This window comes from Flavobacterium cerinum (genome assembly GCF_004028155.1).
GTDB classification, from domain to species: Bacteria; Bacteroidota; Bacteroidia; order Flavobacteriales; family Flavobacteriaceae; genus Flavobacterium; species Flavobacterium cerinum.
In genome coordinates, this window is record NZ_SBII01000012.1 from 60,041 (window position 1) to 82,897 (window position 22,857).

Below are 22,857 nucleotides of genomic sequence, written 5' to 3' on the forward strand. Positions count from 1 at the left end.
ATGCAAATGTAATTATAATTACGTTTTTAATCTATCGCCAGATGTGGTTTTATCGTATTTAATCCTAATTTAACGTATAGGCATATTTAATTATCCTCCAAACTGATCAAATTTTGAGTTACCCGCTTCTTTTGGCCATGTATTGTTTGTTACATCAATATCAGCCGTTTGCAGTTTTGGGTCGATCACGATCTTTTTCACTGCCTTCTCGGTAGCAAAAACACGCGATGCCGTTTGGTTGTTTTTACGCCAAATCTGTACAGGGAAAGTATTCATTTCTGTAGTACCGTCTTCAAAAGTAAGTTCAACAATTATAGGCATAAGCATATCTCCCGGCCTATCAAAAGTAACTTCATAAAAATACTTGGGTGACTTTAATTTCGCTCTTTCCTCTGCAGAGAATTTCTCTTTAAGATAGCTATCCAGCAATTTCACATCGGCAGTTGCCAATGCTTTCTTCTCTTTTTTATTGCTATCAGACCCCTCTGCTACCATATAAACAAAAGGACCTTTGTCCTGGCCAAATCTCCCTTTTTTTACAGCATGGTCTTTCATTTCCTCAGGCTGTTTTTCTGTAACATAATACTGTTTCACTTCTTTGATACCAAGGTCTACATAATCTGTGGTATAAAACCATCCTCTCCAAAACCAGTCAAGATCTACTGCCGACGCATCTTCCATAGTCCTGAAAAAATCCTCAGGGGTTGGATGTTTGAACTTCCATCGCATAGCATAGGTTTTAAAAGCATGATCAAACAGTTCCCTGCCCATAATAACTTCACGAAGTATATTAAGACCTGTGGCAGGCTTAGCATAAGCATTAGCCCCAAATTGATGTATCGCTTCAGAGTTGGTCATTATTGGTTCCAAAAATTTCTGGTCACCACTCATATAAGGAACAATTTTAGCTGCAGGGCCACGGCTTGACGGATAGTTTGGCATATACTCCTGTTCTGCTAAATACTCCAGGAAAGTATTAAGGCCTTCGTCCATCCAGGTCCACTGTCTTTCATCAGAATTCACGATCATCGGAAAAAAATTGTGTCCTACTTCATGAATTATAACACTTGTATTACCGTATTTAATCCTGTCACTCACAAAGCCTTTTTCATCAGGGCGCCCATAATTCCAACAGATCATCGGATATTCCATTCCCTGATCTTCGGCAGAAACCGATATTGCTTTAGGGTACGGATAATCAAATGTATATTTAGAGTAGGTTTTTAAGGTATGTGCTACCACTTTTGTAGATGTTTCTCCCCAAAGCGGATTGGCTTCTTTAGGATATAATGAAATTGCCATTACCGTTTTCTCTGAAAGTTTCACTGCCATAGCATCATAAATAAACTTCCTTGAGGTAGAGAAAGCAAAATCCCTTACATTCTTAGCGTTGAATTTCCACGTTTTCTTTTTATCCGAAAATCCTTTTTCCGATTTTTCTGCTTCGTCCTGTGTTACAATTACAACGGGCTTATCGAATGTTTTTTCTGCAAGCTGATAACGCTTTAATTGTTCCGCGGTTAACACCTCAGCCCTGTTTGTTAAATCTCCTGTACCATCCATAATATGGTCGGCAGGCACCGTTATACTTACCTCAAAGTTTCCAAAAGGAAGGGCAAACTCACCTGCGCCCCAAAACTGCATATTCTGCCACCCCTCTACATCATTATAAACAGCCATCCTTGGGTAAAACTGTGCAATTACATACAGGTTATTATTGTCTTTATTAAAATGCTCGTAACCTGAACGACCGCCTACAACCTGGTAATTATTAATATTATACCACCATTTTATAGAAAACGAAATTTTTTCTCCCGATTTTAAAGGTGCCGGCAAATCAATACGCATCATAGTTTGATTCACGACATACTTCATCGGCTTACCATTAGCATCCTGCACATACTCTAAATTAAAACCGCCTGCAAAATTATCTTCCATAAAGCGCCTCGAAAAATCATCCGGTTTATATGCGGGATCCATTTTCTGGCTTTCTACCAGCTTCGATTTAGAATCTTTTGTATTTATATTCTGATCCAGCTGCACCCACAAATATTCTAAATTTTCGGGTGAGTTGTTATGATAGGTAATTGTTTCCTTACCATACAGTTTAGTATTTTTATCATCCAGTTCAATATCCATCTTATAGTCTGCCTGCTGCTGATAGTAAGCAGGTCCCGGTGCCCCCGAAGCCGTTCGGAACATATTTGGCGTAGCCAAAAGATCATACATCTGGCTAAACTTATTAATATCGCCATGACCCGGTTCACGCTTTTGCGATGGTGTTTCCTGCGCTGTTAACTGTACAGAAACAAGTATTGATAATAGGTATAAAGATTTTTTCATGATACTATATTAAAACTCAAACAATCCCTTAGGTTCGTCATTAGTAAGCAAAAGGCTTTTTTTGTTACGGTTTATATTGGTGTGGATAATATTCTGTTGATCTTCAAACAACTCAAAAAGAGTGGTGTTGCTTATTTCCAGAGATTTGATGGCATGCTCTGCCGGGAAAGTATAATAGCAGATAATTATGTCGTCTTCTATTTCCTTTCCTAAAAATTTTATGGATTTTTCTTTGCCGTTTATTTTTATGTGCACCTTCTCTATAAAATACTTTTTTAGGTACTCATTCGCATCGGCGGCTTCTGTAGGAGTGCCTAAATAAAATTTCTTCTTGTACTTTTTCGCAAAAGCAGCTTCAAGATCGTCTATAAAAATGCGGGAAGTCATCTGTACCGTTTTTTTTGCAGGAACATAGTCCAGCTGAAAAACAGCCACATAGTATTTGTGCACCGCCATAGAAGTTAATGACATTGCAAGCAACAGCAGGAATAAATAGTTTGTTATTTTCCTCATCGCCCCAAATGTAATAAACTTAATGAATTATTTATCCTTTTCAAGATATTCCTTGCTCTTGCCTACAAGATAATCAGTCAGCTCAAATTCTTTTTTTGGATCAAGGAGCGCATAGCTCTCTTTCCCTTTATCGCAAAAATTAAGGAACAAGCCTATTTCCTCTTTTGGTATTTTAAGCATCTGGGTAAAAAAATAATAGGTAAAACGTTCCTTTACCGCCACCGAAAAAGGCTTAGCATCTTTTGTTCCATATATTTCTCCGGCATCTTTTCTTTTGCGTTTTTTAAAGACCAGCTTATAGACCTCTCCAAAATTCACCCCTGTAAGGGTACTTCCTGTAACACTGGAAGGCAAAGCGGTGTTTACATTCGCTTTTGGGCGGGGTATATCTGTTTCTATTACCTTATAAGAATCTATCCCCGATGTTATAAGCATTGTTTTTGTTTTCTTACTGTCTTTATCCAGCTGCCCTGTAAGTGTTCTTGGTGTAATAACAACCTCATCAAGCATGATATAGTTAACATCCAGCCTGATGATCAATGGTTTTTCCAAAACATCTCTTTCCGTTAAAACCAAACGTACCGACCTGTAAGTAACACTCGAAAAGAAAAGCGTGTCTTTAGGGCGGGCATAAATAGTAAAACCACCTTCTTTATCTGTTACAGCACCTATATTAGAACTTACATTGTATACCGACAAACCTTCTACTTTTAAAGAATCGGCCACTACCCTTCCGTTTAATATTTGTCTGGATCTGCCCTGGGCTATTGCAACTATAGGCAATATGAACACTAGTAATAACAGTAATTTAGTTTTCATGGCTTTGAATTATTTTTGGTACTGGTACTGAATATACTTTTTCTTTAAATAAGCGATTAGCTCTTCTTTATTTTTAGGATCTAACAAGTAACGTTTTGCTTCGGCATTACAAAAGTTTAGAAACAAACCCAGTTTCGCTTTCGGTATCCCTACAGTCTCAGTAAAAAACGATTCAGGGAAATTTTCCTGTACTATTTTAGAAAAACTCCTGTGTTCTACAGAAGATACATTCTTGTAAATATCTTCTATAGATTTCGGCTTAGGCCGTATAGCATTGGCGGCCATCCCTAAAATCGACATAAAATTTATATTCCCTGACGGATTTGACGGTACAACGTTCTTATTAATTTCGGCAGGATCAAAGAGATGGTTCAACAGCATAACCTTTGTGTTCTTACTATCTATAGCCAAATTTCCTGTAAGTCCTGTTAACACCACCTCATCAAGCATTATAGACGAGGGCACAACTCTAACTACAAACAACTCTTCTTTAAAATCTCTACTGTTTAAAACATGCTCAAGCGTCTTAAAAATTTCCGACGAAAACTCCAAAACATCATTTACTCCTGCTTCTATAGTAAAGTTACCTTCATTATCTGTAACTGTTGTTATGTTTGCGGTTTTATTTTTTACAATAAGATTCTGGGCAGTAATCCTGTCGGATATCGCTTTCCCTTTCAGCAACTGTCTCTCCTGGCATAACACGATAATAGGAGACAGTGTAAACAAAAACAGGAAAAATTTATTCATTAGGTATTAGTTTTAGGTATTTTTCTGCCAGACCGGTCATTAAAAATTTTGCCATTGTAGTATTCTGCGCTTTCATGTTTGCAGCAAATTCAGGATCTTCGGATACATAAAAAACAAAGCCCTGCACATATTCTTTAGGTACTTTAAACTCCCTAACAATATCTTCTTCACTATAAATATTGTTTATCCTGTCCATAAAAGCCATCTTCCTTTCGATCACTATTTCTTTTTTGATCTTATCGGTTCTGCCGTTAATTTTATTTATTATCGCATCTACATTTAATGATCCTCCCAAGAGGCCTAATAAATGGATTGGTTTAAAATCTCCGGCAGTAAACAGCCTTCGCTCACGGGGTGTGTTTTTCTTTTGCCCTTTAGACACCAGTCCCAACGACTCTGATGTTATATTTTTTTCAATAACCAGTTCATCCAGTTCGTTTGCAGTATAGTTAACCGTAATAACAAATGGCTGTATAGTAAAAGAAGTTTGTGTAAGTTTTATTTCTCTTACAATTATTTTCGAATTGTAAAATATAAGTATATCTCCCGGAGAAGCCAGAATGCTGAAATTGCCGGAGGCATTTGTTTTAGTTTCTATACCGGTATTTTTATTTATAACAAAAACACCAGAAACCTCTGTGTTGTCTAAAAGCGTTTTGCCATGTAGAAGCTGTCTATCCTGTGCTATTACCGGGAGAGCTATAAGTAATAGTAAAACACAATACAGCCTATTTATCATTGGCAATAAGCTTAAGGTATTTTTCAGCAAGATCTGTCATTAAAAAATTGGCCAGTATTTTGTTCCTTCCTTTAATTGCTGCAGCAAATTCCTTATTCTCTATTGCATAAAACATAAACCCCCTTACATACTGCTCGGGTATTTTATAGTTTTCCATTATCTCGTCCTCATTATAAAGCCCCCCCATAAGAGTTAAAGAAGATTCGAGCTTTTCTATTTCGTATGCTTTTTTCAGCATCCTTGTACGTCCAGAAATTGCATTAAGAATAGGATCTAAGCCTATAACCGTACCCACTGTCATTGCCGATGCCGTATACAGCCTTCTTTCGGCAACCGTATATCGTTTTTGCCCTTTTGGCACGATTCCCAGTCCCTCTGAATTTATTTTACCATATTTATTGATAACCAACTCATCCAGTTCCTGCGGACCATAATTAACAGAAATAACTAAAGGTGATGTTTTAAAAGAATCCTGGTTAAGTGTAAACTCCCGTACTATAATTTTTGAATTATAGAATATAAGTCCGTCACCTGATTTTGCCTGAATAGTAAAATATCCTTTATCATCTGTTTTAACTTCCACACCTGCCGTTTTATTAATAACAAAAACATCCGGTACACCATTAGGCCCGGTTATGATCCTGCCCAACAGATTTTGCCGTTCCTGGCAAACTGCCTGAAGCGTTAGCAATAACATAATTATATAAAGTAGTCTATTCATTATTCTTTATTAATTCGAGATATTTTACAGCCATGCCACTCATAAGAAACTGTGCCATCACTACATTTTTTGAACTCATACTCGTAGCAAATGCAGGATCTTCGGCAACAAAAAAGAGAAAACCCTGTACATATTCTTTCGGGATCTTAAACTGCTCTGTTATTTCATCTTCATTAAAAAGTCCATTTAATTTATCGATAGCCATTTCTTTCCTTTCAATAGCCAATGCCCGTTTCATTGCTTTGGCATTTCCATTAATCAGGTTATAAACCGGATCTAAAGGTACGAAGCCTCCCGTCATCTCCGGATCAAAAAAGGGTTTTACACTGGCGGCCTCCTTATATCGCCTTTCGGCAACCGTATGCGTAGCCAGCCCTTTGGGAATGATTCGCAGCGCAACAGCACTAATAGTGTTGTACTTTGTTATTACAACCTCATTGAGTTCATAAGAAGGGATCTCGACAAGAAAAGGGATCTGCTTAAAATCAGCTTCTTTAAGCACAATGTTTTTTGGCCTACTCACTGCTGCAATTATGGTATCGCCCGGTCTTGCCATTAAGGTAAAATTCCCCAAACTATCGGCTCTTATTTCCCGTTGCGAACTAAGATTAACCACAAGCTGTCCTTCGGCAGGTATCGGTCCCGAAACGACACGCCCATAAAAAGGCTGCCGTCCCTGCGCGCAAACTAATACAGGCGAAATACATGCAGCAATATAGATCAATTTACTTTTCATCATTAATCAGCTTTAGGTACTTGCCCGCTAATCCACTCATTAAGAATTTTGCCATGGTATCGTTTTTATCTTTAATTGCTCTTGCAAAATTTGCATCTTCAACCAGATAGAAAACAAAACCTCTCACATATAGTTTCGGAATTTTAAACTGAGAAATTAATTCTTCTTCAGTATAAATATAATTAATCTTAGCCATTATCTCTTCCTTCTTAGAAGTCTCAACAGCTGTTTTTAACATTTTTGTGCGGCCACTAATTGCGTTAAACAAAGCATCTACCCCATTAGTTGCTGTAAATAATTTTCTTTCTGCCGGTGTATATTGCTTTTGCCCCTTAGGAACAAGTCCTAATGATTCGGCATTTATATGCCTGTAATCTACAATTATAAGCTCATCAAGTACACGTGTATTTTTTTCTAACGGCACCAGCAAGAGCTTTTTGTTATCCATGTCGTTTTCTTCTAAAACAAGTTCACGGGCTACAAACTGCATTGCTGAAAATATGATAGTGTCATTAAATTTGGCATTTATGGTGAAGTATCCGCCGCGGGCAGTGATAACAGAAAGGTCGGCGGTTTTATTAATCACATAAATCCCTTCCAGATCGTCAAAATCTGAAGTAACTTTTCCATTAAGCGGCATACGCCCCTGAGCGTGTAGAAAAGAAAAAGAAAGTAGACTTAGTAAGAAAAATAAGATTTTCAAGCAGGTAATTTTAAGTGATTGGTGATTAGAAAGACAAAGTAACCCAGTTTCCTCAAAAACATACAATCCCGCACATCAAAATCTTTGTAACTTTACCTTTTCTTACACAAATAACGAATGAAAAATCTAATTATTGCAAGCACCTCTACATTACATGGGGGCGCTTATATGGAATATTTACTTCCAACACTGACAGCTCACTTTAAAAATTGCAGCTCACTACTGTTTATTCCCTATGCAAGACCGGGCGGCATAAGCCACGACGATTACACTAAAAAAGTAGCCGAAACTTTTGGATCAATAAACATAACTGTAAAAGGTATCCATGAATTTGACAACCCTGTTACCGCTGTAGAAAACGCTGAAGCTATTTTTACAGGAGGAGGCAATACTTTTCTACTTGTTACCCAATTGTATAAAACCGGAGTAATGGCGGCAGTACAAAAAGCAGTAAACAGTGGCATACCATATTTAGGAAGCAGTGCCGGTAGTAACATTTGCGGCATGACCATGAAAACCACAAACGATATGCCTATTATTTACCCGCCAAGCTTTGATACACTGGCATTGGTGCCATTTAATATTAACCCTCATTACCTTGATCCTATTGAAGGTTCTACTCATATGGGTGAAACACGTGAAACCCGTATTAAAGAATTCCATCAGTTCAACGCACAGCCAGTATTAGGTCTTCGTGAAGGCAGCTGGCTGGATGTACAGGGTGATACTGTTATTTTAAAAGGCAATTTACAGGGAAGGTTATTTTTACAGGGAAAAGAACCACAGGAACTGGAAACAGGAAGTGATTTGTCTTGGTTGAAATAGTCACTATAAAGCATAAAAAAAGCCCAAACGTTTGTTTGGGCTTTTGCAGAGCGGAAGACGAGGCTCGAACTCGCGACAACCAGCTTGGAAGGCTGGAGCTCTACCAACTGAGCTACTTCCGCATTATTGTGGTGCAAATATAAGCAATATCTTTTCTTATATGCAAGCTTTTTTTAATCCTATTTATCATGACCATAATAATCATAAAAAAGCATAAAAAAACCCAAACGTTATGTTTGGGTTTTGCAGAGCGGAAGACGAGGCTCGAACTCGCGACAACCAGCTTGGAAGGCTGGAGCTCTACCAACTGAGCTACTTCCGCATTATTGTGGTGCAAATATAAAGAATATCTTTTCTTAGATGCAAGCTTTTTTTTGAAAAATTTAAAACCTGCCACACCTTTTAATTTAACCTATTTATTATTAATTCGTTACCAAATAAAAAAATATGTATTCCATTAAAAAAATTCCTTCTCAGGAAACTTTTATCATTCGCTTACCTGTACTAAGACCGGGAAAACCTGTTGAATCCTGCATTTTTGACGGCGATGATCTTGAAACTACTGCCCATTTTGGCATTTATGACCATGAAAATATTGTGGGAGTGGCCTCCGTATTCGAAGCATCAACCCCGCTGTTATCAGAAAAAAAACAATTTCAGCTGCGTGGTATGGCTATTTTAGACTCTCATCAAAAAAGAGGACTGGGCGATCAATTGGTTCAAAAGGCCGAACAACATACCAGAGAACAAAATGGTGAAGCAATATGGTTTAATGCCCGTGAAATTGCTGTTGGCTTCTATAAAAAAATGGGATATGCCATTATAGGCGAACCTTTCACTATAGGAGATATTGGTATTCATTACATTATGTACAAAATAGTATAGTCTGCGTTTTCACAAAAATTTATGCTTTTAGCAATTGATTGTCAGCTATTTGTTTTGTAAATTTAAAACAAGTAAACACACATACAATGCTAAAGGTTATCACCATAGTGATCCTCACATTTCTTTTGCTCCCGTCATGTAAAAACACAACCGGGAGCAAAGAAAATTCGGTTAAAACAGCCGTGAACACTGCTCATCTTAAAAACACTTCACACCCTATCGACAGTTTACTGCTTAGTGAAAAAACAATTCCTTTAAAAACATTTTACAGAACGAACAACTATACTACCGTATGGCTTAACGAAACCGATCGTAAAGCCCTTTATAAAGCCATAGAAGACGCTGTATTGGACGGACTCCTTCCCTCAGACTATAACAACAAAGCCTTATTAAAGTTTGAGAATAGTAAAACCATTACAGAAGAAGAATGTATTGCTTATGATGTTTTAATGACCGAATCGTTTAGAAAACTTGCTAATCATTTATTTAAAGGCAAGGTAAAAGCATCAGGCTTATATCCTGACTGGGCATTAGCGCCAAAATCACTCAATGCGAATACATTACTTACCGAAGCATTAAACAGCCACGATATAACTGAAGTTCTCGATCGCTGCAGACCTAAACATCCGGTTTATGCCGGTCTTAGAAAAAGCCTGCAATACCTCAACGACTTACCTGATGACAATTCTTTATCTAAAATAACTATAACATCCCCTATTACCCTTAAAGACTCAGGTGTGGTAGTACATAACATCAAGGAACGCCTTGCCTACTGGAAAGACCTTGCTCCAAAAGATGCTGAGAATAACATATACGATTTCAGAACTGTAAAAGCCTTAAAACATTTTCAGCAGCGTCACGGCATTTATCCTGACGGAAATTTAAACAACCGCACTGTAGCTGCTCTTAACACCCCTAAAGCGAAACGAATAGAACAAGTAGTAACAAATTTGGAACGCTGGCGCTGGTTTGCTTACGATTTTGGTGAAAGGGCAATTGTGATCAACATTCCTAATTATCGTATGGATGTAATAGAAAATGCTGTTGATACTGTAGAAACTTACAGGGTAGTAGTAGGAAAACCGGAACGCAGGACTCCTATTCTATATTCTATGCTTAATTTCCTTGTTATTAACCCAACATGGACTGTACCTCCTACCATACTTAAAGAAGACCTTACCCCTTCGGCAACTAAAGACCGAAGTTATTTTGCCAATCATAACATGAAAATATTCTATGGTCGCGATACTATAGAAACCACTCCTGAAGACTGGGTTCCCGAAAAAGCAGATCATTATCGTTATGTACAGGGACCCGGCGTAAACAATTCGTTAGGCCTGGTAAAATTTAATTTCAGGAACAGCTACAGTGTTTACCTTCATGACACTAATCATCGTGAGCTTTTTAGCAGAGGGCAAAGAGCACTTAGCTCCGGTTGCGTGAGGGTACAGGATCCGCTTAAACTGGCAGGCTATATTCTGGATAAAGAAGATACCGGTTGGAGTGAAGAAAAATTACAGGAAATTATAGACTTGGGTAAAACACAAAACGTGGGCCTTAAAAAAGGAACCCACGTTCATCAATTGTACTGGACCGCCTGGATGGACAAAGACGGATTGCAGTTTCGAAACGATATATATGATCTCGATAAAGTGCTTTATAACAAACTACGACAGTAACTTAGAAGCTGCCTCATAGTTTTGTGACGGATGATAAATAAACAAACATGATTTGTCTTTTATCAGGTTAATTACTTCCTTATTAAGAGCTGCCGGTAATGCAGGACATCCTTGGCTTCTACCTAATCTTTTGTGTGCTTTTATGAAATTATCACTCACATAGTCTGCAGCATGCATAACTACAGCTCTACTGCGTGCATTGCTGTTTATTCCATTTTCTAATCCGTCAAGACGAAGTGATTCGCCATGTTTACCTTTATAAATTTCGCCTGTAGCATAAAATCCAAGGCTGCTTTTGTTAGAACTTGATGCATTTGAGAAAGCTGTAGCAAACTCATCGCCACTATTTTTACCGTGTGCAACAAGGGTATTGTATAAAACAGTTTGAGTAGCCATATCTATAATCCAAAGCCTTTTAGCATTCGAAGACAGGCTGAAATCGATAAGTGTAATGATGTCTTTTTTAATCTTACCCTGTTCTTTAAGATGCTTGAATCCTATTACGGCTTTTTCAAACACATTAAACTGCGGCATTGAGGCAGAATGTAATTTAATGCGATTGTAAACAGACTGCGTTTCGGATACTACACCCACTTTTGCCAAAGTAAGGGTTTTTGCAGTTTCAGTTGGTTTTGGTGTTGTTGCTGTTAGTGAAAAGAACAATAGAAAAACGGACGTAAAAAAGTTGTAAACCATAAGTAATCTAGTAGTTGTGTTTTTAATCAGGTTGCTAAAATAGGATAACAATTTCGAACAAAAAAATAGCAACACTGTTAAAATCAATTATTTAACATTTTTTCATTTGGCAGGCCTCTTCCCAGGGCTGTGCCTCTCGCTTCATTAATAATCACTCATTATAACGGGTTCAAAATAAAAATATTGTACTGTTTTTAAAATTTTCCCGTATTTTCATCAAAACAATACACAAACCCGCCATTCAACATACAAGACTGCTTAAATTATAGTAATTTTATGCCTTGGTTTAGGTTTATAAATAACCCAAAACCATGCCAAAAATCCATAATCTATTCAAAATGAACAAGAAAGTAATTCTTATGATCCTTGACGGATGGGGAAAATCGCCCGATCCTAAAGTATCTGCCATAGACAATGCAAACATTCCGTTTATCAATAGCCTGTACACAAAATATCCTAATGCATCACTGCGCACAGACGGTCTTAACGTAGGTTTACCGGAAGGTCAAATGGGCAATAGTGAGGTTGGACACATGAACCTTGGTGCAGGTAGGATTGTATATCAGGATCTTGTAAAAATAAACCTTGCCGTACAAAATAAAACACTTGCAAAAGAGCAGCCACTTGTAGATGCCTTTAATTATGCAAAACAAAACAACAAGAAAGTACACCTGCTTGGACTGGTTTCTAATGGTGGCGTGCACTCACACATTGAACATTTAAAAGGGTTGGTAGATGCTACGCAGGAAGCAGGACTTGATAAGGTGTTTATTCATGCTTTTACCGATGGTAGGGATGTTGACCCAAAATCGGGAGTGTTTTTTATATCAGAACTTGAGAATCATATTAAAGATACCAACGCAAAACTAGCTTCTATAGTAGGACGCTATTATGCAATGGACCGTGACAGACGTTGGGAAAGAGTTAAAATAGCCTACGACCTACTGGTTAATGGCGAAGGAACTCCGTCTACCAATGCTGTAAGCAGCATACATGACAACTATAACGAAGGTATTACTGATGAATTTATCAAACCGATTGTTATGGCAGACGATAATGGTAAACCTTTAGCTACTATCCAGGATGATGATGTTGTAATTTTCTTCAACTTCAGGACAGACCGTGGAAGACAGCTTACCGAAGTACTTAGCCAGGTGGATATGCACGAGCAAAATATGCACAAACTAAATCTGTACTACGTAACAATGACCAATTATGACGATAGTTACAATAATGTTCATGTTCTTTACGACAAAGACAACTTAACCGAAACACTTGGCGAAATTGTATCACGTAATGGTAAAAAACAAATACGTATTGCCGAAACAGAGAAATACCCGCACGTTACTTTCTTCTTTTCCGGAGGTCGCGAAGAACCTTTTGAAGGTGAGAAACGTTTACTATGCCCTTCTCCAAAAGTAGCTACTTATGACCTAAAGCCCGAAATGAGTGCTTTTGACCTTAAAGATGCTTTGATTCCTGAACTTAAAAAGGGAGAGGTAGATTTCGTGTGCCTTAACTTTGCTAACGGAGATATGGTAGGCCATACCGGTGTGATGGAAGCTGCTATAAAAGCCTGCGAAGCTGTAGATGCCTGCGTAAAAGAAGTGATAGAAGTCGCTCTTGAAAACAACTACACTACGATTGTAATTGCCGATCACGGTAACTGCGAAACCATGATAAACCCGGACGGAAGCCCTAACACGGCACATACAACGAATCCGGTACCGATTATCCTGGTAGATAAAGAACTTACACATATTAAAGATGGCGTGCTGAGTGATATTGCCCCTACCATTCTTGAGCTTATGGGACTGGAACAGCCTGCTGTAATGACAAGACATTCGCTGGTTTCTTAAACAATTAAAAAAATCCTCTGCCAAAGCAGAGGATTTTTGTTTATTTAAAATAGTCAAAATAAGCTTTATCAACAGCCTCCCTATGATCCGGGTGGGCAACATTGGTCATTGCAGTTGCGCGCTGTCTCAGCGTTTTGCCATAAAGATCGGCAATACCATATTCGGTCACCACATGATGCACATTAGCACGTGTAGTAACAACACCTGCTCCCTGCTTAAGGAACGGAACGATCTTGCTTTCTCCACTTTTTGTTACCGATGGCAATGCAATGATAGCCTTGCCGCCTTCGCTTAAAGAAGCGCCTCGGATAAAATCCATTTGACCTCCTACTCCCGAATACATTTTGGCACCAATAGAATCGGCACACACCTGCCCGGTAATATCTACTTCGATAGCCGAATTTATAGCAACCATTTTAGGATTACGCCGGATTACTGCAGTATCATTTACAAAAGATGATTCGCGCATGGAAATGAACGGATTGTCATTCACAAAATCATACAGCCTTTGCGAACCGATAAGAAAAGTAGCCAGTGCCCTGTTTTTGGTCACTCCTTTGTATCGACAATTGATAACACCACTTTCGATCAGGTCGATAACCCCATCCGAAAACATTTCGGTATGCAGCCCAAGATTTTTATGGTTTACCAATTTTTTCAATGCAGCGTTGGGGATAGACCCGATTCCCATTTGCAGCGTGCTTTCATCTTCTACAAGAGAAGCTACAAAACCACCTATAAGTTCTTCCTGGTGGGATATCTCCGCTGTACCATGTCCGTAAATAGGAGTATCTACCTCAACCACATAATCTATTGCCGAAAAATTCATAACGCTGTCACCAAATGTACGCGGCATTTGCGGATTGACCTGTGCAATAACGATTTTCGCATTTTCTATAGCCGCTTTAGTTGCCTCTACCGAGACCCCTAATGAACAATACCCATGGCTATCGGGCGGTGTAACATGGATAAACACCACATCCAGCGGTAATATATTTTTACGGAACAGGCTTGGTATCTCGCTCAAAAAAACAGGAGTGTACGACCCATTTCCGGCAGTAAGGGTATGCCTTACATTTTTACCTATAAAAAACGAATTAACATGAAAACTATCTTTAAGTTCGGGAGCGGCATAAGCAGCCTCACCCTCTGTATGCAAATGACAAATCTCTACATTGCGCAATTCTGATGCACGCTCTGCTAATGCTTTGGTTAAAACAGTGGGAGTTGCAGCAGCAGCCTGCACATATATTCGGTTACCGGATTGTACTACTTTTACAGCTTCGGCCGCAGTTACATATTTACCCATATCTCTATTTATATTTTTAAGTAAAATTAGTTTTACATAAAGATATAAAACATGACATATCTCATGTTATACTCCTACTTAAAATAATCCGTTTGAAAGTTGTACTTTTGTAGCCGTAAAATTTTGATCATGATTATCCAAAAGACGAGAGAAGAGATTGAACTGATGCGTCAAAGCGCACTTATAGTTTCTAAAACACTAGGCATGATTGCCACCGAAATAAAACCAGGAGTTACTACACTCCACCTAGATAAACTTGCTGAACAATTTATCCGTGACCACGGAGCTGTTCCGGGGTTTCTTGGCTTATATGACTGCCCTTCTACCCTGCTTACCAGTGTAAACGAACAGGTAGTACATGGCCTGCCAACTAACCGCCCTATTGAAGAAGGTGATATCGTATCTGTAGATTGCGGCGCCATCCTTAACGAATATTATGGTGACCACGCTTATACTTTTGAAATTGGCGAAGTTGCCGAAGAAACTAAAAAACTACTTAAGGTAACTAAAGAGTCACTTTATGTGGGTATCCGTGAATTCAAAGCAGGAAACCGCGTGGAAGATGTTGGAAGTGCTATCCAGAAATATACTGAGTCTTTTGGCTATGGTGTAGTGCGTGAACTTGTAGGACACGGACTGGGTAAAAAAATGCACGAAGATCCTGAAATGCCAAACTATGGTAAACGAGGCCGTGGAAAACTTTTTGTAGAAGGTATGGTTGTGGCTATTGAACCGATGATCAATATGGGTACAAAAAACATAAAACAGCTTAAAGACGGGTGGACAATTGTTACTGCTGACAGAAAACCAAGTGCCCACTTTGAACATGATGTTGCTCTTGTAGATGGTAAGCCTGAGCTGCTTTCTACTTACGCCTATATTTACAAAGCACTAGGAATAGAATCTGATGAGGAAAACGAATTCCGTAAACAACCTTTAGTGCTTTAAATGAAGAAACTATTCAAGTTCATACTTAATACCATCCCCCGCCCGGCACTTATAAGGCTTAGCTATATTGCAAGACCTGTATTGGCGTTTGCCCTAAAAGGAAAAACCTACACAGATCCTATAGATGGCAAGAGCTTTAAAAACTTTTTGCCTTACGGGTATGGCCACCAGCGTAACAATGTGCTGTCACCAAGCACACTATCGCTGGAAAGACACAGATTACTATGGCTGTACTTAAACAGGGAAACTGATTTCTTTATTTCTCATAAAAAAGTATTGCATTTTGCTCCGGAGCAGGCATTTTACAGGCGTTTTCGTAACCAGAAGAATTTAGATTACACTACAACTGATCTTTTCTCCCCACTGGCAGACGTTAAAGCAGATATATGTAATCTTCCGTTTGAAGACAATGCTTATGACCTTATATTGTGTAACCACGTTTTGGAGCATATACCAGACGACACTAAGGCCATGCAGGAGTTATACAGGGTGTTAAAACCCGGCGGTATGGGAATATTTCAAATACCACAGGACCTGAAAAGGGAAATAACTTTTGAAGACAATTCTATTACTGATGCTAAAGAGCGCGCCAGGATATTTGGCCAGTATGACCATGTGAGAGTATACGGCCGTGATTATTTTGATAAGCTGCGTAGTATTGGTTTTCGTGTAGAAGAAGTAGATTATACTACACAAATAGATCCGGAAGATGTAACACGCTTCTGCCTTGCAAAAGGAGAGATTATTCCTGTTTGCTATAAAGATTAAACACTACCATCACCTATATAAAAAACAAAATCGCCCCGCAATGCGGGGCGATTTCTTTTATGAGCTTTATTTAAATTAACTTTTTTCAGGCATAAGCATTGCAATTACCTTGTCTTTAGTAAGGAATTTTTTAGCCACATCCTGTACTTCTTTAGCAGTAAGTGCAGTTACTTTTTCTTCAAATTTAAAGATGTTTTCAGGATTCTCCCCTTCGGTATATCCACTCTTTAAATTGCTTAACCATGTACGGTTTTCTTTTATTTGTTTTTTATAATCTAAAAGTTCACCTTCTTTGTATTTCGCCAAATCTTTTGCTTCCGGTCCGTTGTCAATTATCTTTTGAACTTCACGAAGAGCAGAAGCTGTTAACTTCTCAGCATTATCAGGTCCGCATGGAAATGATATATTAAAACGGTAAGATCCATAAGGAATTTTGTTTAGGTATCCACTTGCATTAATACCGTACACGCCACTTTCATTCTCTCTTAACTGCTCTACTAATTTAATCGTTAGGATCTCTCCTAATGCTTCCATAGCTAATGCTTCTTTAGCATTGTAAGGTGTATCGCCATGGTACATTATCCTTACATTACTTTTAGGTTCTGTACCTTTATTTACAATCTTTTTAAGATCACCTTTAGGCAGACGGAAACCAAGATCGGTTGCTTTTTCTCTTTTACTGCTGGAAGGAAGTGAAGCAATATATTTAGCAGAGTATTCTTCGATAGCTTTATCATCAATATTACCTACAAAGAAAAATTCAAAGTCGGCAGCATTATCAAAACGCTCTTTATATTTTTTATACGAAAGTTCGTAATCTGTCTCAGTCCAGCTTTTTTGATTTGGGTACAAACCATTAAAACGCGGATTATCTTTATTAAGGAAGCTTAAATATTCCTGTGTAAAATATGAATTTGGGTTAGCAGCCATATTCTCATAATAAGCTGCCTGTTTTACTTTATACCCCTCATAGGCTTCTTTATCAAGATTTAGATCTGTAAAATAAGCGTACATCATCTGGAACATGTACTCCATATCTTTAGGAGTAGAACTTCCTCTAAAACCTTCAGTAGTACCTTGAATATATGGAAACACCCTTGCAATTTTACCTGTCATGAACTTATTGATATCATTCACTTTAAGCCCCGAAAAACCTGCATCAGTTAATGCACCATCTGCCCATTGCGTTTTTTTGTACTCCTCATTACTATAAAGGTTAGTACCTCCAAAACTTACAGCATCCATTAAAACTTCATCGGTTTTAAAATCGGTTTTTTTGTAAGTTACTTTCGCACCATTCGATAGGAAAAGGGTAGTTGTTCCCAGTTTAGCATTCGATTCTTTTTTAGTAATGCTGCCGGGCTTGACTTCATTTCTTAAAAGACTTTTAGCAACTTCGGTTTCTTTATATGCAGTAAGATTATTGTCCTTTTGGTTCAATACACTAAGTATTTCCTGTTCTGTAGGCTTTTTAGCGTTTTCTTTTTCAGGGCCTGTAAAAACAACTACTCGGTTATCATCTTTGATATAGGTGTTTATAAGTCCGTTTATATCATTTACTTTTATTCCCGGCAATAATACTTTCATAGCATTGAATGACCATTCTATTCCCGGAACAGCTTCTTTTGTAAGGAAGTTTGATTGGTATTCACTTACAAAGCTCTCCGAATTTGTTTTGTCTCTTTCTTTGTATGCCTTTTCCATCATAGCCAGCCATTCAGTCTTTGCCCTTTCCAGTTCTGTTTCAGAAAAACCGAATTTTTTAACCCTTTGATTTTCTTCTACCAGGGTTTTTAAACCGTCAAGCTGTTTTCCTTCCTGCGTCATAGCAAACGACTGGTACCCTTCTTTCGTTCTTGCCCCAATACCGCCATGGAAACTATAACCATAAGTAAAGGGAGGCGTTGGTGAGTTCGTCAATTCTTCCAGCCTGTTGTTAAGCATGGTAGAAAAAAGCCCTTCATAAAGCTCATCCTTCATATCGTTAATAGTAAGTACCGGCTTAGGCTCTGAATAATCTTTATAAACCAACTGTACTCTTGCAGAAGATGCTTCTTTATCACTCTCAACTGCTACAAAAGTTTCTTTGTGATTAGGAACATCAAATATTTTTCTTGGACGTTCATTTTTAGGATTTTCATAAGACGAGAAATGATCTTTGATCTTTTTCTCCATCTCGGCAACATCAATATCACCTACCACAATTACAGCCATCAAATTTGGCCTGTACCAGTCTTTATAGAATTTCTTTATTTTTTCATATTTAAAATTCTCCAGTATTTCTTTCTGTCCTATTGGCAAACGATTGGCATAATGTGCCTTATACATCATTTTAGGCATAAACTGCTTTCTCATTCTGCTTTCTGCACCAAGACCAATTCGGTATTCTTCAAGTACTACACCTCTTTCTTTATCAATTTCTTCGGGTGTAAGTATGGTATTAAATGCCCAGTCTTCAATAATTTGAAATCCTTTTTCAAGTTTTACAGGGTCATCACTTGGTATAGGAAGAAAATAAACTGTTTCATCGAAGCTTGTATACGCATTAAGGTGCTGTCCAAACTTTACACCAATACTTTGCAAATAATCTACTAACTGGTTTTTAGGAAATCGTTTTGTACCGTTAAAGCACATATGCTCCATAAAGTGGGCAAGACCCTGCTGATCGTCGTCTTCGAGAATAGAACCGGCATTAATAACAAGCCTAAGGTCTACTTTGTTTTCCGGTTTTGCATTTTTCCTAATGTAATAAGTAAGTCCGTTCTTTAGTTTTCCGGTTTTTACAGCCGGATCAAACGGGATTAAGGCATCCCCTTTCAATTCCTGAGCCATACCTGACAGAGGTATTGCTGCGAGGAATACCCATAATTTAAAATGTTTCATAAATCGCTTATATTTATAGTTTTGGTTGCAAATAAAACTGGAACAATTTAAATTTATTGTTCTTTTTAATAATTAAAATCTTAATAAAACACGAATAGCCACATATTACAAAGTAAAAAGCTTATGTGTAATATATTTATTATATTTACGTTTACGAATAAAACCAGATTACAATGACAAATGCCTTTACACGGTTTATAGTTTTCGCACTGCTTTTTCTTTTGCCATTAACATTCTCTGCACAGGTACAACAAGAGGTTCCTCCTCCCTACAATATTAAAACGGTCTCTTTTTTAAGAGGTAATGAAAACGTATACCCTTTCTTTAGGCTGGGAGAAAGCTTCTCTTTTTCTTTTGATGATTTATTTGGTAACGAAGCCAACTATTATTATACAATAACCCATTGTAATTACGACTGGACACCATCGTCTCAGCTTACCGTAAACGATTACATACAAGGATTTGATAATCAAAGGATTCAAAATTATGAAAATTCTTTTAACACGCTTCAAATTTATTCGCGCTATACCTTATCATTTCCAAATAAATTTACGAAACTCCTACTTTCAGGCAACTATATCTTAAAAATACTTAACGACGATCGTGAGGTTGTTTTTTCGAGAAGATTTATACTTTATGAAGAGCAGGTAGCAGTACCCGTTCAGGTAAAAAGAGCAAGAGATATGGCTGTTATTCAGGAAAAACAAAACCTTGAATTTTCAATAAAAAGTAAGGCTATTATTTTCCAGAGTCCCTTGCAAAATGTAAAAGTAGCCCTATTCCAAAACGGACGTTTTGACAACGCCATTTATAACGTTAAGCCACAATATACTATAGGTAACGACCTTATTTACAAGTACGATAAGGAAACGCAATTTTGGGCAGGCAATGAATACCTGTACTTTGACAACAAAGACATTCGTAACGCTGTTAACAATGTACTGCGCATAACTGCCGGCGAAATTTACAATACCATCCTTTACCCAACCGAGGCACGTAGTGGTAAAACATACACCTACTACCCGGATGTTAACGGTAATTTCCAGGTAAGGAATATTAACCTTAATGTGAGCAATCCGGTATTGGAATCTGACTATTCATGGGTGTTTTTCAGCCTGAGTGCTCCGGCTTTTTATGAGAAAAAAGATCTTTATGTAGGCGGTATGTTTAACAACTATTCTAAAACTCCCGAGTACAAAATGGACTACAATGAAAAAACCGCCATGTATGAAAAAGCCATTATGGTAAAACAAGGCTTTACAAACTACATGTATGTTACTGCCGATAAAAATGGTAAAGTAGACGGCGAGCATGTTGTAGACGGTAACTTCTATCAAACTGAAAATGAATATACAATATTAGTATACTACAGGGAGAACAATGACCGTTATGATAAGGTAATCGGCATAGGATCGGCCAATTCAGAAAACATTATAAACTAAAAATCAATTAGTTAAATATTTTATATCACTAATTTAATGTTTGAAATTTAGCCCATAAAACAATAAATTTGTACTTTTGAGGCAAGAATTGAGAACCATTAAACAGGTTTTACTATGGTAACACAAATAACAAGAGGCATAAAAATATCAGTATCCACAAATTTTGAAGGAACCTACTTTAAAAACTACAGGATCCAATTTGCTTTTAGCTATGAGATAACCATAGAAAACCAAAGCAAAGATTCTGTGCAGCTGAATACCCGCCACTGGGAAATATTCGATTCACTAAACGACATTGAAACAGTAGACGGCGAAGGCGTAATTGGTAAAAAACCGGTACTTAAACCGGGTGAAAAACACACTTACAGTTCGGGCTGTCTTTTAGCATCACCATTTGGCGCCATGCGTGGATATTTCAGCATGATAAACTTCACTACAACCCGCACTTTCAAGGTTATAGTACCTACATTTAGGCTAAGTGCACCGTTTGCAATAAACTAACATTATAATCAGTGTTTTGTACTTTTTCCTGTATTTTTTGCAAATACGGGATGAATAATTTGTTGTACATTTGCACTACTTTATTTTTAATCCTTTAAAATTATTTTTTACTATGCCAAAAGGAATATACAATGTACCAAAAGCAATTAACGAAACCGTTAAATCTTATGCTCCGGGAACCCTAGAAAGAGAGCAGGTACTAGCTACATTTAAAGAAATGTACAACACTACAGTAGATGTGCCTTTATACATCGGTAGCGAAGAGATCCGCACCGGAAATACCCGAAATATAAACCCTCCATTCGATCACAAAAAAGTGGTAGGTGTTTTTCATCAAGCAGAAAAAGCGCATGTAGAAAAAGCGATCGCAGCTGCTCTTGAGGCAAAACCAAAATGGGCTGCAATGGCTTGGGAACAAAGAGCTTCTATTTTCCTTAAAGCTGCAGAACTTCTTGCAGGACCATACCGTGCAAAAATCAATGCCGCTACCATGATAGCTCAGGCTAAAACGGTACACCAGGCAGAAATCGATTCAGCTTGTGAGTTTATTGACTTTTTACGTTTCAACGTAGAATTTATGACTCAAATTTATGCAGAACAGCCGATATCTTCTGAAGGTATCTGGAACAGAATGGAACACCGCCCATTAGAAGGTTTTGTATATGCAATTACTCCGTTTAACTTTACAGCTATCGCTGGTAACCTGCCTTCTGCTCCAGCCTTAATGGGTAACGTAGTGGTATGGAAACCAAGCGCTGCTCAGGTATACAGTGCAAATGTAATTATGGAAGTATTTAAACTTGCAGGTCTTCCTGATGGTGTTATCAACATGGTACACGGTAATCCGGGTATGATCAGTGAAACACTAACATCAAGCCGTGACCTTGCGGGTGTTCACTTTACAGGTTCTACAGACGTGTTCAATAACCTTTGGACGATGATAGGCCAAAACATAAACATCTACAAATCATATCCAAGAATTGTAGGAGAAACTGGTGGTAAAGATTTCGTTATCGCTCACCCATCATCTATTCCTGCACAAGTATCTACAGCTCTTTCAAGAGGTGCATTTGAATACCAGGGACAAAAATGTTCGGCTGCATCGAGAGCTTACATTCCGCAGTCTATCTGGCCAACAGTAAAAGACTTACTGGTAAAAGACCTTGCTTCTATGAAGATGGGATCTCCTGAAGATCCTTCAAACTTTGTATCTGCAGTAATTACAGAGGCTTCATTTGACAAACTTGCCCGTTACATTGACACGGCTAAAGGCGCTAAGGATGCTGAGATTGTTGCAGGTGGAAACTACGATAAATCTGTAGGGTACTTTATAGAGCCAACCGTTATTGTAACTACAAACCCTAAATATGACACAATGTGTACTGAGCTATTTGGCCCGGTACTGACAATATACGTTTACGAAGATGCTAAATGGAGCGAAACGCTTAAGTTAGTTGACGAAACATCTCCTTACGCTCTAACAGGTGCTGTATTCAGCCAGGACCGTTATGCTATCGAAGAAGCTACAAAAGCGCTAGAGAACAGCGCAGGTAACTTCTACATCAACGACAAACCAACAGGTGCCGTTGTAGGTCAGCAGCCATTTGGTGGTGCAAGAGCATCAGGAACTAATGACAAAGCAGGTTCTATCCTGAACTTAGTTCGCTGGGTATCTCCAAGAACGATCAAGGAAACATTTGTTACACCAACAGATTACAGATATCCTTTCTTAGGATAA

At 38.1% G+C, this 22,857-nt stretch carries 20 protein-coding genes and 2 tRNA genes; 9 read left to right on the top strand and 13 right to left on the bottom strand.

Features of this window, described 5'->3' with window-relative positions; translation table 11 throughout:
- Positions 1-90 precede the first annotated feature (90 nt).
- Genes EPI11_RS15425 through EPI11_RS15460 form a run of 8 tightly spaced genes read right to left on the bottom strand, consistent with a single transcriptional unit; the run spans position 91 to position 7,324 of the window.
- Positions 91-2,343: a M1 family metallopeptidase gene (locus EPI11_RS15425; protein WP_128390882.1), complete on the bottom strand. Its 2,253-nt coding sequence runs from the start codon at positions 2,341-2,343 to the stop codon at positions 91-93.
- Positions 2,344-2,352: 9 nt separating this feature from the next.
- On the bottom strand, positions 2,353-2,856 hold the full coding sequence (locus tag EPI11_RS15430) for a DUF6702 family protein (protein WP_128390883.1): 504 nt from the start codon (positions 2,854-2,856) through the stop codon (positions 2,353-2,355).
- 27 nt (positions 2,857-2,883) lie between these two features.
- On the bottom strand, positions 2,884-3,675 hold the full coding sequence (locus tag EPI11_RS15435; protein WP_128390884.1) for a carboxypeptidase-like regulatory domain-containing protein: 792 nt from the start codon (positions 3,673-3,675) through the stop codon (positions 2,884-2,886).
- Between the two features lie 9 nt (positions 3,676-3,684).
- Positions 3,685-4,425 (bottom strand): hypothetical protein, encoded by a 741-nt coding sequence (locus tag EPI11_RS15440; protein ID WP_128390885.1) that lies wholly within the window; start codon positions 4,423-4,425, stop codon positions 3,685-3,687.
- The gene (locus tag EPI11_RS15445; RefSeq protein ID WP_128390886.1) at positions 4,418-5,164 is read right to left on the bottom strand and encodes a hypothetical protein; all 747 of its coding nucleotides are present in this window, start codon (positions 5,162-5,164) and stop codon (positions 4,418-4,420) included. The genes EPI11_RS15440 and EPI11_RS15445 overlap by 8 nt, the downstream gene beginning before the upstream one ends.
- Positions 5,154-5,885 carry a hypothetical protein gene (locus EPI11_RS15450; protein ID WP_128390887.1) on the bottom strand — a complete coding sequence of 244 codons (732 nt, stop codon included), beginning with the start codon at positions 5,883-5,885 and terminating at the stop codon, positions 5,154-5,156. Before EPI11_RS15450 ends, EPI11_RS15445 begins: the two co-directional genes overlap by 11 nt.
- On the bottom strand, positions 5,878-6,624 hold the full coding sequence (locus tag EPI11_RS15455; RefSeq protein ID WP_128390888.1) for a hypothetical protein: 747 nt from the start codon (positions 6,622-6,624) through the stop codon (positions 5,878-5,880). Before EPI11_RS15455 ends, EPI11_RS15450 begins: the two co-directional genes overlap by 8 nt.
- Positions 6,611-7,324: a hypothetical protein gene (locus tag EPI11_RS15460; protein WP_128390889.1), complete on the bottom strand. Its 714-nt coding sequence runs from the start codon at positions 7,322-7,324 to the stop codon at positions 6,611-6,613. Before EPI11_RS15460 ends, EPI11_RS15455 begins: the two co-directional genes overlap by 14 nt.
- 117 nt (positions 7,325-7,441) lie before the next feature.
- On the opposite strand from EPI11_RS15460, the gene pepE reads away from it, so the two are divergent.
- Positions 7,442-8,149 (top strand): dipeptidase PepE, encoded by a 708-nt coding sequence (gene pepE / locus EPI11_RS15465; protein WP_128390890.1) that lies wholly within the window; start codon positions 7,442-7,444, stop codon positions 8,147-8,149.
- Between the two features lie 49 nt (positions 8,150-8,198).
- Here pepE and EPI11_RS15470 read toward each other — a convergent pair.
- Together EPI11_RS15470 and EPI11_RS15475 are read right to left on the bottom strand one after the other, a co-directional pair.
- Positions 8,199-8,271, bottom strand: a tRNA-Gly gene (locus EPI11_RS15470).
- Between the two features lie 127 nt (positions 8,272-8,398).
- Positions 8,399-8,471, bottom strand: a tRNA-Gly gene (locus tag EPI11_RS15475).
- A 125-nt stretch (positions 8,472-8,596) separates the two neighbouring features.
- Here EPI11_RS15475 and EPI11_RS15480 point away from each other — a divergent pair.
- Complete coding sequence (locus EPI11_RS15480; protein ID WP_128390891.1) at positions 8,597-9,034, top strand: GNAT family N-acetyltransferase; 438 nt, start codon at positions 8,597-8,599, stop codon at positions 9,032-9,034.
- A gap of 86 nt (positions 9,035-9,120) precedes the next feature.
- Entirely contained in the window at positions 9,121-10,713 is a 1,593-nt protein-coding gene (locus EPI11_RS15485) for a L,D-transpeptidase family protein (protein ID WP_128390892.1), read from the top strand.
- Here EPI11_RS15485 and EPI11_RS15490 read toward each other — a convergent pair.
- A complete protein-coding gene (locus tag EPI11_RS15490; protein WP_128390893.1) occupies positions 10,702-11,409 on the bottom strand; it encodes a murein L,D-transpeptidase catalytic domain family protein in 708 nt (235 codons plus the stop codon). The genes EPI11_RS15485 and EPI11_RS15490 overlap by 12 nt on opposite strands.
- A gap of 338 nt (positions 11,410-11,747) precedes the next feature.
- Between EPI11_RS15490 and gpmI the strand changes: the two genes are divergently transcribed.
- Positions 11,748-13,268 (top strand): 2,3-bisphosphoglycerate-independent phosphoglycerate mutase, encoded by a 1,521-nt coding sequence (gene gpmI, locus EPI11_RS15495; protein ID WP_128390894.1) that lies wholly within the window; start codon positions 11,748-11,750, stop codon positions 13,266-13,268.
- Between the two features lie 40 nt (positions 13,269-13,308).
- Here the strand turns inward: gpmI and EPI11_RS15500 are convergent, their stop codons facing one another.
- A complete protein-coding gene (locus EPI11_RS15500) occupies positions 13,309-14,577 on the bottom strand; it encodes an acetyl-CoA hydrolase/transferase family protein (protein ID WP_128390895.1) in 1,269 nt (422 codons plus the stop codon).
- A 129-nt stretch (positions 14,578-14,706) separates the two neighbouring features.
- On the opposite strand from EPI11_RS15500, the gene map reads away from it, so the two are divergent.
- Together map and EPI11_RS15510 are read left to right on the top strand one after the other, a co-directional pair.
- The gene (gene map, locus EPI11_RS15505) at positions 14,707-15,525 is read left to right on the top strand and encodes a type I methionyl aminopeptidase (RefSeq protein ID WP_128390896.1); all 819 of its coding nucleotides are present in this window, start codon (positions 14,707-14,709) and stop codon (positions 15,523-15,525) included.
- Positions 15,526-16,293: a class I SAM-dependent methyltransferase gene (locus EPI11_RS15510; RefSeq protein ID WP_128390897.1), complete on the top strand. Its 768-nt coding sequence runs from the start codon at positions 15,526-15,528 to the stop codon at positions 16,291-16,293.
- 75 nt (positions 16,294-16,368) lie between these two features.
- On the opposite strand, the gene EPI11_RS15515 is transcribed toward EPI11_RS15510, so the two are convergent.
- A complete protein-coding gene (locus tag EPI11_RS15515; RefSeq protein ID WP_128390898.1) occupies positions 16,369-19,176 on the bottom strand; it encodes a M16 family metallopeptidase in 2,808 nt (935 codons plus the stop codon).
- Positions 19,177-19,349: 173 nt separating this feature from the next.
- Here EPI11_RS15515 and EPI11_RS15520 point away from each other — a divergent pair, with 173 nt between their 5' ends.
- From EPI11_RS15520 to pruA, 3 genes are all read left to right on the top strand, one after another.
- Positions 19,350-20,618, top strand: coding sequence for a type IX secretion system plug protein (locus EPI11_RS15520; protein WP_128390899.1), 1,269 nt, complete (start codon positions 19,350-19,352; stop codon positions 20,616-20,618).
- A gap of 114 nt (positions 20,619-20,732) precedes the next feature.
- On the top strand, positions 20,733-21,119 hold the full coding sequence (gene apaG, locus EPI11_RS15525) for a Co2+/Mg2+ efflux protein ApaG (RefSeq protein WP_128390900.1): 387 nt from the start codon (positions 20,733-20,735) through the stop codon (positions 21,117-21,119).
- Between the two features lie 112 nt (positions 21,120-21,231).
- Positions 21,232-22,857, top strand: coding sequence for an L-glutamate gamma-semialdehyde dehydrogenase (pruA, locus tag EPI11_RS15530; RefSeq protein ID WP_128390901.1), 1,626 nt, complete (start codon positions 21,232-21,234; stop codon positions 22,855-22,857).